Source organism: Halocynthiibacter namhaensis (assembly GCF_000812685.1).
Classification (GTDB): domain Bacteria; phylum Pseudomonadota; class Alphaproteobacteria; order Rhodobacterales; family Rhodobacteraceae; genus Halocynthiibacter; species Halocynthiibacter namhaensis.
This window is the reverse complement of the sequence record NZ_JWIF01000051.1, coordinates 14730-29075: the sequence shown is the minus strand read 5'-3', so window position 1 is coordinate 29075 and position 14346 is coordinate 14730. Positions and strand designations below refer to the sequence as shown.

Annotated in this window: 13 protein-coding genes and 1 tRNA gene; 10 read left to right on the top strand and 4 right to left on the bottom strand. The window is 52.8% G+C overall.

The features are described from left to right. Positions 1-176: 176 nt before the first annotated feature. Together RJ38_RS07555 and RJ38_RS07550 are read left to right on the top strand one after the other, a co-directional pair. Positions 177-1847: a cytochrome c oxidase subunit I gene (locus tag RJ38_RS07555; protein WP_039018302.1), complete on the top strand. Its 1671-nt coding sequence runs from the start codon at positions 177-179 to the stop codon at positions 1845-1847. Positions 1848-1879: 32 nt separating this feature from the next. Continuing rightward, positions 1880-2434: a DUF2244 domain-containing protein gene (locus RJ38_RS07550; protein WP_039018257.1), complete on the top strand. Its 555-nt coding sequence runs from the start codon at positions 1880-1882 to the stop codon at positions 2432-2434. Between the two features lie 416 nt (positions 2435-2850). On the opposite strand, the gene RJ38_RS07540 is transcribed toward RJ38_RS07550, so the two are convergent. Beyond that, positions 2851-3243 carry a lysozyme inhibitor LprI family protein gene (locus tag RJ38_RS07540; protein WP_039018255.1) on the bottom strand — a complete coding sequence of 131 codons (393 nt, stop codon included), beginning with the start codon at positions 3241-3243 and terminating at the stop codon, positions 2851-2853. Positions 3244-3387: 144 nt separating this feature from the next. Further along, a complete protein-coding gene (locus RJ38_RS07535) occupies positions 3388-3840 on the bottom strand; it encodes a GatB/YqeY domain-containing protein (RefSeq protein ID WP_039018254.1) in 453 nt (150 codons plus the stop codon). Between the two features lie 224 nt (positions 3841-4064). Here RJ38_RS07535 and carA point away from each other — a divergent pair, with 224 nt between their 5' ends. Together carA and RJ38_RS07525 are read left to right on the top strand one after the other, a co-directional pair. Then, on the top strand, positions 4065-5258 hold the full coding sequence (gene carA / locus RJ38_RS07530; RefSeq protein WP_052245275.1) for a glutamine-hydrolyzing carbamoyl-phosphate synthase small subunit: 1194 nt from the start codon (positions 4065-4067) through the stop codon (positions 5256-5258). Between the two features lie 145 nt (positions 5259-5403). Beyond that, positions 5404-7398, top strand: coding sequence for a glycosyltransferase family 2 protein (locus RJ38_RS07525; RefSeq protein ID WP_052245274.1), 1995 nt, complete (start codon positions 5404-5406; stop codon positions 7396-7398). Here RJ38_RS07525 and RJ38_RS07520 read toward each other — a convergent pair whose 3' ends face one another. Next, positions 7399-8049: a GntR family transcriptional regulator gene (locus tag RJ38_RS07520; protein ID WP_039018253.1), complete on the bottom strand. Its 651-nt coding sequence runs from the start codon at positions 8047-8049 to the stop codon at positions 7399-7401. Positions 8050-8198: 149 nt separating this feature from the next. Here RJ38_RS07520 and RJ38_RS07515 point away from each other — a divergent pair, with 149 nt between their 5' ends. The 6 genes from RJ38_RS07515 to RJ38_RS07490 all read left to right on the top strand — a co-directional run bounded on the left by RJ38_RS07515 (position 8199) and on the right by RJ38_RS07490 (position 13225). Then, positions 8199-8861, top strand: a complete 663-nt coding sequence (locus tag RJ38_RS07515; protein WP_039018299.1) for a pyrimidine 5'-nucleotidase — start codon at positions 8199-8201, stop codon at positions 8859-8861. 38 nt (positions 8862-8899) lie between these two features. Beyond that, entirely contained in the window at positions 8900-10084 is a 1185-nt protein-coding gene (locus RJ38_RS07510) for a UbiH/UbiF family hydroxylase (RefSeq protein WP_039018252.1), read from the top strand. 75 nt (positions 10085-10159) lie between these two features. Beyond that, positions 10160-10717, top strand: a complete 558-nt coding sequence (locus RJ38_RS07505; RefSeq protein WP_156121800.1) for a helix-turn-helix domain-containing protein — start codon at positions 10160-10162, stop codon at positions 10715-10717. 97 nt (positions 10718-10814) lie between these two features. Then, the gene (locus RJ38_RS07500) at positions 10815-12002 is read left to right on the top strand and encodes a glycine C-acetyltransferase (protein ID WP_039018298.1); all 1188 of its coding nucleotides are present in this window, start codon (positions 10815-10817) and stop codon (positions 12000-12002) included. After that, the gene (gene tdh, locus RJ38_RS07495; RefSeq protein WP_039018250.1) at positions 11999-13042 is read left to right on the top strand and encodes an L-threonine 3-dehydrogenase; all 1044 of its coding nucleotides are present in this window, start codon (positions 11999-12001) and stop codon (positions 13040-13042) included. The genes RJ38_RS07500 and tdh overlap by 4 nt, the downstream gene beginning before the upstream one ends. A 109-nt stretch (positions 13043-13151) precedes the next feature. Beyond that, positions 13152-13225, top strand: a tRNA-Cys gene (locus RJ38_RS07490). A gap of 62 nt (positions 13226-13287) precedes the next feature. Here the strand turns inward: RJ38_RS07490 and RJ38_RS07485 are convergent. Beyond that, positions 13288-14163 (bottom strand): tyrosine-type recombinase/integrase, encoded by an 876-nt coding sequence (locus RJ38_RS07485; RefSeq protein ID WP_238321663.1) that lies wholly within the window; start codon positions 14161-14163, stop codon positions 13288-13290. Positions 14164-14346 lie beyond the last annotated feature (183 nt).

Below are 14346 nucleotides of genomic sequence, written 5' to 3'. Positions count from 1 at the left end.
CTTAGAAAAATACCCCGCTTGGACGCATATTTTTGCATTTAATTTGCCGTTGCGGCACTCTGTATCGTTGCCCCTGCTGGCGTTTATCTCTAAGAAAGTTCCAAATGCACGGGGGAACTCTGTCTGCTTTTGGGCAGGGTTTGCGTGTTGAAACGAAGAAATTGGGGAGACTCCGCATGGCAGACGCAGCCATTCACGGCGACGAGCACCATGACGAGCGTGATTTTATCACCCGTTGGTTCATGTCAACAAATCACAAAGATATCGGCATTCTATACCTGTTCGCAGCTGCGCTCGTTGGTCTGATTTCCGTTATGTTCACCGTTTATATGCGGATGGAACTGCAAGAACCTGGCGTTCAATACATGTGTCTTGAAGGCGCACGTTTCTTCGCGTCTGGCGAAGTTTGTACGCCAAATGGGCACCTCTGGAACGTGATGATCACCTATCATGGTGTTCTGATGATGTTCTTCGTGGTTATTCCGGCGCTGTTTGGCGGCTTTGGTAACTACTTTATGCCATTGCAAATCGGCGCGCCTGATATGGCGTTCCCGCGCATGAACAACCTGTCCTTCTGGCTGTATATTGCGGGTGTTTCCCTTGGTGTGGCATCTCTGCTGTCCCCTGGTGGCAACAATCAGTTGGGTTCTGGTGTGGGTTGGGTTCTGTACCCGCCACTGTCCACCAGTGAGGGTGGTTATTCCATGGACCTCGCGATTTTCGCGGTTCACGTTTCTGGTGCGTCTTCCATCCTTGGTGCGATCAACATGATCACAACCTTCCTGAACATGCGTGCCCCTGGCATGACAATGTTCAAGGTTCCACTGTTTGCATGGTCTATCTTTGTCACAGCTTGGTTGATCCTTCTGTCCCTGCCTGTTCTGGCTGGCGCGATCACCATGCTTTTGATGGACCGCAACTTCGGAACATCCTTCTTCCAGCCTGGCGGCGGTGGTGATCCGATCTTGTACCAACACATCCTGTGGTTCTTCGGTCACCCAGAAGTGTACATCATCATTCTGCCTGGCTTTGGTATCATCTCACACGTGATTGCGACGTTTGCACGTAAGCCTGTGTTTGGGTATCTGCCAATGGTTTGGGCGTTGATCGCGATTGGTGTTCTGGGCTTCGTTGTCTGGGCACACCACATGTATACTGTTGGTATGTCGCTGTCGCAGCAGTCCTACTTCATGATGGCCACCATGGTGATCGCGGTGCCCACGGGTGTTAAGATCTTCTCTTGGATCGCGACCATGTGGGGCGGCTCGATTGAGTTCAAAACACCTATGCTTTGGGCTTTTGGTTTCCTCTTCCTGTTCACCGTTGGTGGTGTAACCGGTGTGGTTCTGTCCCAAGCAGGCATCGACCGTATCTATCACGACACATACTACGTGGTTGCACACTTCCACTATGTTATGTCCTTGGGTGCGATCTTCTGTATCTTCGCAGGCATCTATTTCTACTTCGGTAAAATGTCCGGCAAGAAATACCCTGAATGGGCTGGTAAACTGCACTTCTGGATGATGTTCATCGGCGCCAACTTGACCTTCTTCCCACAGCACTTCTTGGGTCGTCAGGGCATGCCGCGTCGTTATATCGACTATCCAGAAGCCTTCGCTTACTGGAACGAGATCTCATCTTATGGTGCATATCTGTCCTTCGCTTCTTTCGTCTTTTTCATCGGCGTGATGTTCTATTCACTGATCTGGGGTAAGAAAGAAACCGAAGCGAACTATTGGAACGAATATGCGGATACGCTGGAATGGACATTGCCATCCCCGCCGCCCGAGCACACATTCGAAATCCTGCCAAAGCAGGAAGAATGGGATCGCAGTCACTCCCACTAGTTGGGACACTGATCTGAGGGAAACTTCCACAGATGCCATATGTTTGGTCTGATACAAATACAGGGGCTCCGGTTAAATCCGGGGCCCCTTTTCATGCGCATATAGATGCGGGCAAGCCGATTACGCTCACGGCCTGGCCCTATCGTTCGTTGAAAAAGAAAGACTTCGTGCGTTTCATGGGCGCGACATGTGCACTGCTGTTCCTGCCCCTGATCGCATTATTGGGCAAAGACCCGCTTTGGGTGATGTTGCCGTTTCTGCTGGGAACAATCGGTCTGATTTGGTGGTTCATTGCGCGCAGCTATCAAAGCGGCACCCTCACCGAGGTCCTGACGATCACGCCAGACATGGCCACCCTCACCCGCCGTGATCCCAAAGGCCGCGAGCAAACCTGGCAGGCCAATCCGTATTGGATCACCGTCACCCTGCACAAAACAGGCCCCGTCCCCCAATATCTCACCCTACGTGGTGATGGGGAACGAGAGGTCGAGTTGGGGGCGTTTTTAGCGGAAGCGGAACGGGTTGAGTTGGCCGAGGCATTGCGTAAGGCATTTCAATCACTCGGTCTAAACACTGTTTTCAGGTGAACCAAAAAGATTGAACCCCAAATTGGACCAATGCAATGACCACTCCGAATGCGAAAAACCCTTGCGCCCACAGTTTAAGTTTTTTGATTTTGTCACTCTGCTCCGGCGTAAGAGGCTGCGGTTTATTCTGTTTTTGAGAAGACAGCACCTTCCCTAACAGCCGAAATGGAGAGCCTAGCACCGCTTCGAAGCCGCTCTCGATGACGCGGAGTACAGACAATATGACGATTAGCCCAATCAGAGCCTTCCAACCAAACACCAAGGTAATTGTCGTAAAAAACAAACCTAGGCCAACGATGCAAATCGCACAGATCGCAAGTACTATAATACCCGCAAGATCCAATACCGCGTTAAAAACTTTCCTCAAATGTCACCCACTCAAAAATTGGCTTTTAACATAATTGTCTTACATTGGTTCAACGCAAATCTGACAATTTGCTGATCTGGCATCCAACGGTTTCACATTCCGTGATCCGATTGCCAAGGAAATCCGCACGCTCACGCGTTGTTTCCTTAGCACAACGTGCATAAACGACCTCGCCCCAACGTTCGCTGGTCCCTGTGCATTCATCATTGCGATATTCGATCCAATTGCGTTGCCCTGTCCGCAAAGCGTTGCGTCCATTCGCGGACAACAACCCACGCAAAATCCCATAATTTTCGTTAAGACGTACATCTTCGGCGATGAAAACTTTGTTTTGGCAATACACTGCGTCAAATGTGTTTAACTCAGATCGCGCTACATCACAGTCATCGGCATATGCAGATGTACTGAAAACGGCCAAAACAATCGCTAGTGAAAATTTCATTTTATTCTCCAAACAACAAACCAATTACGATCCGTTATCTACGATTTCTGCCGAATGCATACAAGTAGAGAGAGAGAAGTATATAGACGCAAAAACCCGCCAGAAAACTGGCGGGTTTGATAACATTCAAAAGAGAGCGGATGCTTAACCCAGCTTGTCTTTCACCATTGGGCCAACAGCACCGAAATCCATCTGGCCGGTGTATTTTCTTTTCAGAACGCCCATGACCTTACCCATGTCACGGATCGATTCTGCCCCGGCTTCTGCAATCGCGGCTTCAATCGCGGCGCTCGCTTCGTCAGCGTCCAATTGCTTGGGCAAGAAAACCTCAATGACTGAGATCTCCGACAGTTCTTTCTCAGCAAGCTCAAGACGCCCGCCTTCTTCAAAGGCCCGCGCGCTTTCCTGGCGCTGCTTCACCATTTTCCCCAGAATGCCAAGGATATCGCCTTCACTGACGGTTTCATCTTCACCCTTGCCACGCAAAGAGATCTCGCGATCTTTGATAGCAGCGTTAATCAAACGCAATGTCGACAAACGCAAAGCGTCTTTACTTTTCATCGCTTCTTTCAAAGCGGTATTAATTTTTGTGCGCATCTAATTCGTGTCCTCATCCCTAAGGGGCACGCGGTCGCGTGCAGATTTGCGAACCCGGACCCTAGCGAAACTCACGCAAGGTTTCAACCATGTTACATCAATCACGCCACGGGCCCAGTTCAGTGCAAAAAACATATATTAATTCCCATTCTGCGACGCAGCAGCCCTTGACCGCAAACCGCCCTCCCCCTAGGTTCCGGCAAGTTTGAGCTGGAGAGTCGCACATGTCCGCCGGAACCCCCGTTACCGCACCCGTTAAAGCCGCCACCAAAACCACCGTCAAAGCCACTGCATGTCTTGCACTGGCGGATGGCACCCTCTTTTATGGCCACGGATTTGGCGCAACCGGGGACTGCGTTGCAGAGCTTTGCTTCAACACCGCCATGACCGGTTACCAGGAAATCATGACTGACCCTTCCTATGCAGGCCAGATCGTGACCTTCACCTTCCCCCACATCGGCAATACCGGCGTGACAGCGGAAGATGACGAAACCGCCGATCCCGTCGCCGCAGGCATGGTTGTGAAATGGGATCCAACACAATCGTCCAACTGGCGCGCTGAAGCCGAGCTGACAGAATGGCTGCAGGCCCGTGGCCGTATTGGCATCGGGGGGCTTGATACACGTCGCCTGACCCGCGCCATTCGCCAGCAAGGTGCCCCACATGCGGCCCTCGCCCATGATCCAAACGGCAACTTCGACACGGATGCTTTGGTGGCGAAAGCCAAAGCTTTCTCTGGCCTCGAAGGCCTTGATCTGGCGAAAGAAGTGACCTGTGCCCAAAGTTATAGCTGGGATGAGAAACGTTGGGCTTGGCCCGAAGGTTTCACCCGTCAAGAAGCCCCCAAGCACAAAGTTGTTGCATTGGATTACGGCGCGAAACGCAACATCCTGCGCTGCCTTGCGTCTGCGGGTTGTGATGTGACCGTATTGCCTGCGACCGCAACTGCTGCTGAGGTCCTCGCACATAATCCTGACGGTGTTTTCTTGTCAAATGGCCCAGGCGACCCCGCCGCGACAGGTGAATATGCTGTGCCTATGATCCGCGAGATCTTGGACACCACCGACTTGCCTGTTTTCGGGATTTGCTTGGGACATCAGATGCTTGCCCTCGCCCTTGGCGCAAACACCATCAAGATGAACCACGGTCACCATGGCGCGAACCATCCGGTGAAGGACCTTGATACGGGTAAGGTCGAGATCACCTCAATGAACCACGGTTTTGCTGTCGACAGTCAGACATTGCCTGAGGGTGTGATCGAAACCCATGTGTCCCTGTTTGACGCCTCCAACTGCGGAATTCGCATGGCAGATCGCCCGGTTTATTCTGTGCAATATCACCCAGAAGCAAGCCCTGGTCCGATGGATTCAATGCATCTGTTTGATCGTTTCGCTGCTGCCATGGCTGCGCGCGCGTAAAACTGCGACACCCCAAAAGTTACCCACAATCGGCCTTTTGGCCTGTGGGTAACTCTGTGAATATCCGGCTGAACACCGATAAAAAGCGTCTGTTAACATTCTGTTAACCAATATCCTGCATCTGTGGATGAGGGGACGCATTTAGATGAATTCACCATTACCGAAGTTCGCCCAAAGAGGCGAAGCAAAACATCCAACTCAGAACGTCGATTTGCACCGATCAGACGGCGTCATTTCGTTGCCTGTCGTTGAGAAACGGGTAGACCACACGCCTGAGGTCCACGACCACAAGAAGCACGCGCAACGGACGCCGTTGGAACAGATATTGCGCGATCAAGAAACTGTTGATCCGAAACACTTACTTGATGCGATCACGATGCACGCGCGGCAAGATTGCAGCCTTGGCGAGATCCTTTTGGCCCAGAAGTGGATTACGCCACAGAACCTAATTGTAGCGGAAGAAACGCGATGGGCCTGCCGCCATATTGACCCGACCACCTTGCCACCAGATCCACGACTTGTGTCAGAACTTGGAGCCGATTTTTGCCTGAAACATGACATCCTTCCATGGCGAAAACTTGGTGAAAATACGGTCGTTTTGACCTGCAACCCCGAACAGTTTCAACAAATTAAGCAGGATCTTCCGGCAAAATTCGGCACTGTGACGATGGCATTGTCTTCACGTTCCATCATGATGGATGCCCTGCTGGCCATGAACCAAAACGCATTGATGATAGCCGCAGAAACATGTGTGCCCGACGCGGAAAGTTGCCGCCGTTGGGAGGGGGGATTGTTTGGATGGCGCACCGCAGTGTTGACGATATGCTTCGCGCTGGTTGGCTACGCCTTCCCAAGTTTCGTTTTCGCAGCACTGCTGTTTTGGGCCATCATCACTTTGGCCTGCTTCACCGGGCTGAAAGTTGCGGCCGCATGGGCACAGTACAGACACCACACCGCCCAAGCAGCACAGGATCCGCTGATCAGACGCAAAAACAGCCCCATTCGTTTGCCCCGCGTCTCGATATTGGTCCCGCTGTTTCGCGAGGCGCAGGTTGCAGAAAAGTTAATTCAACGCCTGTCGCGCCTTCAATATCCACGAGAGCTCCTAGAAATCTGCTTGATTGCAGAAGCCGACGACATCACGACACGAGATGCCATCGCCAAGGCCACCCTTCCCCATTGGATCCGTCCGGTTGTTGTCCCCGCTGGCGAATTGCGGACAAAACCACGCGCCTTAAACTTCGCCATGGATTTTTCCACTGGATCCATCGTTGGCGTCTATGATGCGGAAGATAAGCCTGACCCAGACCAAATTCACAAAATTGTACGCCGCTTCGATGATCGCGCGCCAGAAGTCGTGTGTTTGCAAGGTGTATTGGACTATTATAATGCGCGCACAAACTGGCTTTCGCGGTGTTTCACCATTGAATATGCCACCTGGTTTCGCGTGGTTCTGCCGGGGATCATGCGCCTTGGTTTTGCAATTCCATTGGGCGGAACGACTTTGTTTTTCCGTCGTGAGGCGCTTGAAAAGTTAGGGCGTTGGGATGCGCATAATGTAACTGAAGATGCCGACCTTGGCATACGTCTGGCCCGTCACGGGTATCGCGCTGAAATTGTAGAAACCGTCACACGCGAAGAAGCAAACTGCCGCGTGCTGCCTTGGATCAAACAACGGTCGCGTTGGCTAAAGGGGTTTGCAGCCACTTGGGCCGTACATATGCGCGATCCGGTATTGCTTTGGCGTCAGCTGGGCCCAAAAAAATTCTTGGGCTTTCAGATCATGTTCTTTTGCACGCTCAGCCAATTCGCGCTTGCGCCTCTGCTTTGGTCATTCTGGTTGGTGCCCCTAGGTGTGGGACACCCGTTGAATGCAATCCTACCCGACAGTATCTTCTTTGGCATCGCGGCCTTGTTCCTGATCACCGAAATTTTGACAATGGGCGTCGCAGTCTTTTCAGTATCTGCCAAGGAACATAGGCATTTGCGCTGGTGGGTTCCAACCCTGCCCTTGTATTTTCCGCTGGGGGCACTAGCATCCTACAAGGGCTTGTGGGAACTCGCGGTTTCGCCATTCTACTGGGACAAAACCAGCCACGGGCATTTCCCGCCTTCGGAAACCCAAACAAAATCAAAGTGATCAGTTTGAGTTGTCTTCCTCGGCGTTCAAACGCAATCTCGTTTCAAAAGCCTTGGAGATATGCGTTTTCAACGCATGTGCCGCTGTTTCCGGGTCGCGCGCTTCAATGGCGCGTACCACGGCGTCATGCTCATCCAATGCGGCGTGATCGCGCCCTTCAACAGCCAATGATGTGGTGGTTAACAGCGCCATAGACCGGTGGACAAGATCCAACTGCTGCACCAGATACCGATTGCGGGACGCTTTGTGAATTTGGTGGTGAAACCGACGGTTCGCCCGCGACAGCGCATCCGGGTCGCCCAAACGTGTGCGATCTTCTTCCAACATTTCACGTAAAACACGGATTTCCTCATCCGCGGCTTGTCGCGCGGCAAGCCCCGCCGCAAGCCCTTCCAATTCAGCCCGCACAACATAAAGTTCCGCCAGTTGATTGTGATCCAAAGACGCAACAATCAAACTGCGCCCATCTCGGGTCAACAAAGACTGCGTTTCAAGCCGTTGTAATGCTTCACGAATTGGGGTTCTCGACATATCAAAACGTTTCGCCAACTCGCTTTCAACCAAACGATCACCAGGGCGATAAATGCCGTGATTGATCGCCTCCAGCAATTGGGCGTAAGCATCACGGTTCGGGCTGAGCGCGTCGGTCATGGCATCTCTCGTTGCAATATTCACGCGACACTAACGTTGCTATCCCCAAGGGACAAGCGACCATTGCACATGAGATTAAGAACGAGATTGATGATTGCCGTTGCCCCGCGAAACACAGTAAACACATCACAGATCAGGATGGAAAAACTATGCCCCAGAATACATGCCCGCGTGACGATTTTCACCATGTAACCCAGTGGGTTTTTGACTTGGACAATACGCTTTATCCACCTGAAATGGCCCTGTTCGACCAGATTGAGGTCCGCATGACCGCATGGGTCATGGATGCGCTCAAGGTTGGCAAGGCCGAGGCCGACCATCTGCGGCAACATTATTGGGCCAAATATGGGACCACGCTGGCTGGTTTGATGCGCGAACATAACATCGATCCAGATCCGTATTTGCACGCAGTGCATGACATTTCCTTTGACCACCTTCAGGTCGACCATGATCTTATCCGTCATATAAACACCCTACCTGGGAAACGCATTGTGTACACCAACGGGTCGGAACCCTATGCGCGCAATGTGCTGGCCGCACGGGGATTGGAAGGCTGTTTTGATGCGGTTTATGGCGTTGAACATGCGGATTTCAACCCCAAACCGGAACGCCAAGCCTTTGATATGGTATTTGCTAAGGCGGGCATCGATGGAGCGAAGGCTGCGATGTTTGAAGACGATGCCCGCAACCTTGCTGCCCCGCATGATCTTGGGATGCGTTGCGTTCATGTCGCCCCTCAGCGTGAAACCGGCGATCACATTCATCACCACACCACAGATTTGACTGCTTTTCTGTCGCAGCTGACGGCTTAGGCCTTTCACGCCCCGCATTGCAGGCATAGGGTCATCCCATGGAACGGATTCAGACTGATATTCTTATTTCTGGTGGCGGGATCGCCGGAATGTGTGCCGCCGCCGCATTTGGCAGCAAGGGCTATAACGTAATTTGCGTTGATCCAATGCCTGATAATGCAGCCGCAAAGCCTGATCTGCGCACCACTGCATTTTTGCAGCCCTCAAAATTGGTGCTTGAGGCAGCTGGTTTATGGGACAGGCTTGGCCCAATCGCAGCGCCCCTTCAGGTCATGCGGATCGTCGATGCAGGTGGTGAAAATCCAGAACCGCGCGTGATCAAAGATTTTGACGCCGCAGATCTGTCAGACGCCCCATTTGGCTGGAATTTCACCAATATGGCGATCCGTGATGTGGCCTTGGCCCGGATCAAATCTTTGCCCAATGTCGATTTTCGCGCAGGCACATCCACCCAACGTATCACCACCCGTGAAAGCGAAGCCCTCGTGGCGCTGTCCGATGGCACGAAAGTTTCCGCGAAACTGCAGATTGGCGCGGACGGGCGAAATTCCCCCACCCGAAACGCCGTGGGAATCTCTGTTAAAACAACTCGTTACGGGCAGAAAGCCATTGTATTTTGCGTCAGCCATGCGGCGCCACATAACAACATCTCAACCGAGGTTCATCGCTCGGGGGGGCCTTTCACCTTGGTTCCTCTTCCAGACCGAGATGGGAAATTTATGTCTGCGATCGTGTGGATGGACCATGGCCCCGCCTGTGCAGAGCGCATGCGTTTGCCCGATGATGAATTCGCCGCGGCGGCAACCGAACGTTCAGCGCGGATCAACGGTGAATTGACAATTGAAGGCCCCCGCGCGATTTGGCCGATCATCACCCAGGTTGCAGAACACATGAGCTATGAACGCACGGCCTTGATTGCGGAAGCGGCCCATGTGGTGCCCCCAATCGGGGCCCAAGGCCTGAACATGAGCTTGGGTGACCTACGTGTTTTGTTAGAAATGGCTGAAAAGCACCCATTGGGCAGCCGCGAAATGCTCGACGCCTATGAGAAAGCCCGCCATCCAGAAGTGCGCCTTCGGGCCACCGGCATTGATATGTTGAACCGGGCCAGCATGGCCGGGGCGCAAGGCTTGCGCGATATGCGCAGTGGCCTTCTGAACACTTTCTATGCAATTGGGCCCATTCGTAAAACCTTGATGAAAGCCGGTTTGGGGATCAAATAAATCAGCTGTCATGGCAGGATATCTGAATATTTCCGCCTTGATAGGGCCCGTTTCCATGGTCTATAATCCGTTATTATGGAAACACCCAACGCAATATTGTCCCGCCTACCCGCCCGTCTAAAAGAAGCACGCAACGCAAAAGGCCTGTCCCTTGACGCGGTTGCGAAACTGTCAGGCGTGTCACGCAGCATGGTCAGTCAAATCGAACGTGCGGAATCTTCCCCAACAATTTCAACACTTTGGAATCTAACCAAGGCCCTGCAAGTTGATTTCGCGGGGCTTCTTGAGGACAGTCAAGAAAGCCGCATTGAGGTTCTCAGAAATGCCGAAGTTCCGGCGATCGACAATCACGGCAATGGCTGTACGATCCGCATTCTGTCCCCCCCCGAAGAAGCAGGCCGCCATGAGGTCTATGAGCTGCAATTCATCCAAGGCGGAACGCTTGACAGTGCCCCACATGCACAGGGTGCACGCGAACATCTGACAGTGATTGCTGGCAGCCTAAGCATCACCAGCGGCGAAGCCACCGATCAGCTGCAAGAAGGTGACACCGCCAGATATGCCGCCGATGTTCCGCATAAAATCTGCGCCAATGGCCCTGCCCGCGCCTTTCTTGTGGTGCACAATGCATAGAGGTAATCCTAAATAACGGATATAAATCCACTTTAAAGTAAATCCACTATTGCGGAAATAAATCCGTCATGCCATCATTTTGAAAATGGAGGATCCAATGACGCACGCATTTCTAACGCATTTGACCGATGCCCTTGCACAAATAGATGCTCAGCAACTGACCAAAACCGAACGCTTAATCTCATCCCCTCAAGGCGGGAATATCACCGCGAACGGCAAAGACGTTATCAACCTTTGTGCCAACAACTACCTTGGGCTGGCCGACCTTCCTGATTTGATCTCTGCCGCTCAAAAAGCGATGGATCAAAATGGGTACGGCATGGCATCTGTGCGGTTCATCTGTGGCACGCAAGACCTTCATCGCGACCTTGAAACACGTTTGGCACGCTTCCTAGGCAAGGACGATTCCATCCTATTCGCCGCCTGTTTTGATGCCAATGGAGGCCTGTTCGAGCCACTGCTTGGCCCAGAAGATGCAATCATTTCAGACGCGCTTAACCACGCATCCATCATCGATGGCATTCGCTTGTGCAAAGCCAAACGATACAGATATGCGAACTCAGACATGGCGGACCTCGAAGCCAAACTTCAAGCCGCCAAGGCCGAAGGCGCACGGTTCATCATGATCGCGACAGACGGTGTATTTAGCATGGATGGCTATCTTGCAAAACTGCCTGAAATCACCGCTTTGGCCGAGAAATATAACGCATTGGTCATGGTCGATGATTGTCACGCCACGGGGTTCATGGGCCCAAAAGGCCAAGGCACCCCCGCACATTTTGGCGTAAGCGTTGATATTATGACAGGCACATTGGGCAAGGCGCTTGGCGGTGCAATTGGCGGATATATTGCGGGGCCACAACCCGTCATCGACATGCTCCGCCAGCGCGCCCGCCCCTATCTGTTCTCCAACTCATTGCCCCCCGCAATTGTTGCCGCCGGCATTGAGGCCATTCAACTGGCCGAGGCGGGACAGGACCTACGCAAAGCATTGTTCGACAATGCCGCTTATTGGAGAGCGGGCCTGACCCGTTTAGGATTTGATCTGCTGCCAGGCGAACACCCGATCATTCCTGTAATGCTGGGGGAAGCCAAGCTTGCGCAAGACATGGCAGCGCGCCTGTTTGATCTGGGTGTCTATGTCAGTGGCTTCTTCTTTCCGGTGGTTCCACATGGGCAAGCCCGCATTCGCACCCAGATGAACGCCACTCTCACGCGGGACGACCTCAACGCCGCATTGACCGCATTTGAAACCGCTGGAAAAGAATTGGGCATCATCAAATGATCAATGAAATGAAAGCATTGGTCAAATCAGAACCTCGTGAAGGGCTGTGGTTGAAAACGGCCCCTGTCCCCGAGATTGGCCCTGACGATGTCCTCATCCGTATCAACAAAACTGGAATTTGCGGCACTGATATTCATATCTGGAACTGGGATGCCTGGGCGCAAAAAACCGTTCCCGTCCCCTTGATCACCGGGCATGAATTTTCCGGTGAAATCGTTGAAATGGGCCGTAACGTGGAAGGGCTATCACTGGGACAGCGTTGCAGCGGCGAAGGGCACCTCATTGGTAAACAATCCCGTCAAAGCCGGGCGGGAAAATTCCATTTGGATCCCGAAACACGTGGCATCGGCGTCAATGAACAAGGGGCATTCGCCCAATATTTGCGCTTGCCCGCGTTCAATGTCGTGCCCCTCCCCGATGACATAAGCGACGACATCGGGGCCATTCTGGACCCCCTCGGAAACGCGGTACACACAGCTCTGTCCTTCGATCTAATCGGCGAGGATGTGCTGATCACAGGTGCCGGCCCCATCGGTATCATGGCCGCCGCCGTAGCCCGCCACGCCGGAGCACGACATGTTGTGATCACGGACATTAACCAAGATCGCCTTGAACTGGCCACACGTGTTGCCGACGTCATCCCCGTCAATGTGACCCGTGATGATTTGAACGATGTCAAAGCCCAATTGGGGATCATGCAGGGTTTTGATGTCGGCTTGGAAATGTCTGGAAACCAAGTCGCACTAGACCAGATGGTCGAAGCGATGGTGATGGGCGGGCGAATTGCGCTGCTTGGCATCCCCCCAGGAAAAAGCCCCGTCGATTGGAGCCGCATCGTCTTCAAAGCGATCACCTTGAAAGGCATCTATGGCCGCGAAATATTTGAAACTTGGTACAAAATGATCGCTATGCTTCAAAATGGATTGGACGTATCAAATATTCTCACACACCAGTTTGCGGCACACGATTACACCCAAGGCTTTGCAACGATGAAGTCAGGCCTGTCCGGCAAAGTCCTCTTGGATTGGAACGAAATTTAACTTGGTCCTGTCCGGCCAATAGATAGGCAACGTCAAAACCAATTTCTCCTCAAACAGCCCTTGCACATCTGTCGGCCACGTCCTAAAAGCGCAACACCACAAAGCAAGAGGCGAGTTGGCGGAGTGGTGACGCAGCGGATTGCAAATCCGTGTACACCGGTTCGATTCCGGTACTCGCCTCCATTTAAAAACAACCACTTACATCGCTCCTTGCCGTGTTTGAGGCCCCGCGTTTACAGGGCCGTTTACATTTTTGTGTCTTGAGACAGTGATTTTTCTCGATTGAGCTTGTGCAAAACCGCATCGCTTTCGTCCGGGCTAACCTGCGCATAATGCTCGATAACTTGTGCCGCGTAGCGAACCGACCACCCCATCAGCACCGCAATCTGGCGCAAAGACAGATCGGCATTTAGCAATCTTGTCGCCGCCGTCCCGCGCGTATCAGACAGAGTCTTCTCCCTGCCGTCGATCCAAGGGGGGATCTGAGCTTCGCGCCGCCACTTGGTGATCTGGTTCGATGCCCAACGGGCCGTCAAAGGCCTGCCAAGCTCTGACACAAGCAACACCTCTTGGTCTTCCGGCGTCTCTGCGATCAATTTCTCAAGGGCCGGTGTGACAGGGATATATGCAATCTGGCCGCGCTTACTGGTCCTGAAACGGAGACGCTTGCCGTGCGGCGTATCTTCGAATTGGTCCATTTTGACCTGAACCAGATCAGCCGCTCGCAAGCCTGTTTCGCATCCTGCGGTTAGAATCCTCTGCACCCATTTCGGCGCATGCTTGTTGAACTGGGCGATATCGCCGCTCGTCCAGATGATCTCTGTCCGGTTCGATTGGTAGAGCTTCTTGAGCTTGTGGCAGTGGTGCTCTTTCAGTTTGCCCTCTTCGACCGCCCAATTCAAAAGCCGTGTCGCATGAGTGCCTGCCATGTCGTGCTGCTTCGGGGAATGAAGCCACTTCTTTCGCCAATTATTGACCTCGCCGCGCGATGCCCTTTCTTCGAACATCGCAACAGGATCCGCGCCAAACTCTTCGCGAAACAGCTCTAGCCACTTGCGAATATCTACTTTTGATCGTTGCGCTTTGGGCAATGACGCGCTTGAAAGAAAATCATCGACCAACTGCGAGGTCAGACATTCAGACGGTTTCGCAGGTTTTCCGCACTCAGTAAACGCATGGAAAAACTCAGGTTCCTTTGGATTGGGGATGGTTCCTTCCCAGAACTTTGGCCCACCCCGCCATGCATAAAAATGGTAACGCACGCCGCTAACAATTTTGCGCCGAACCCGATGCACACCTTTTGG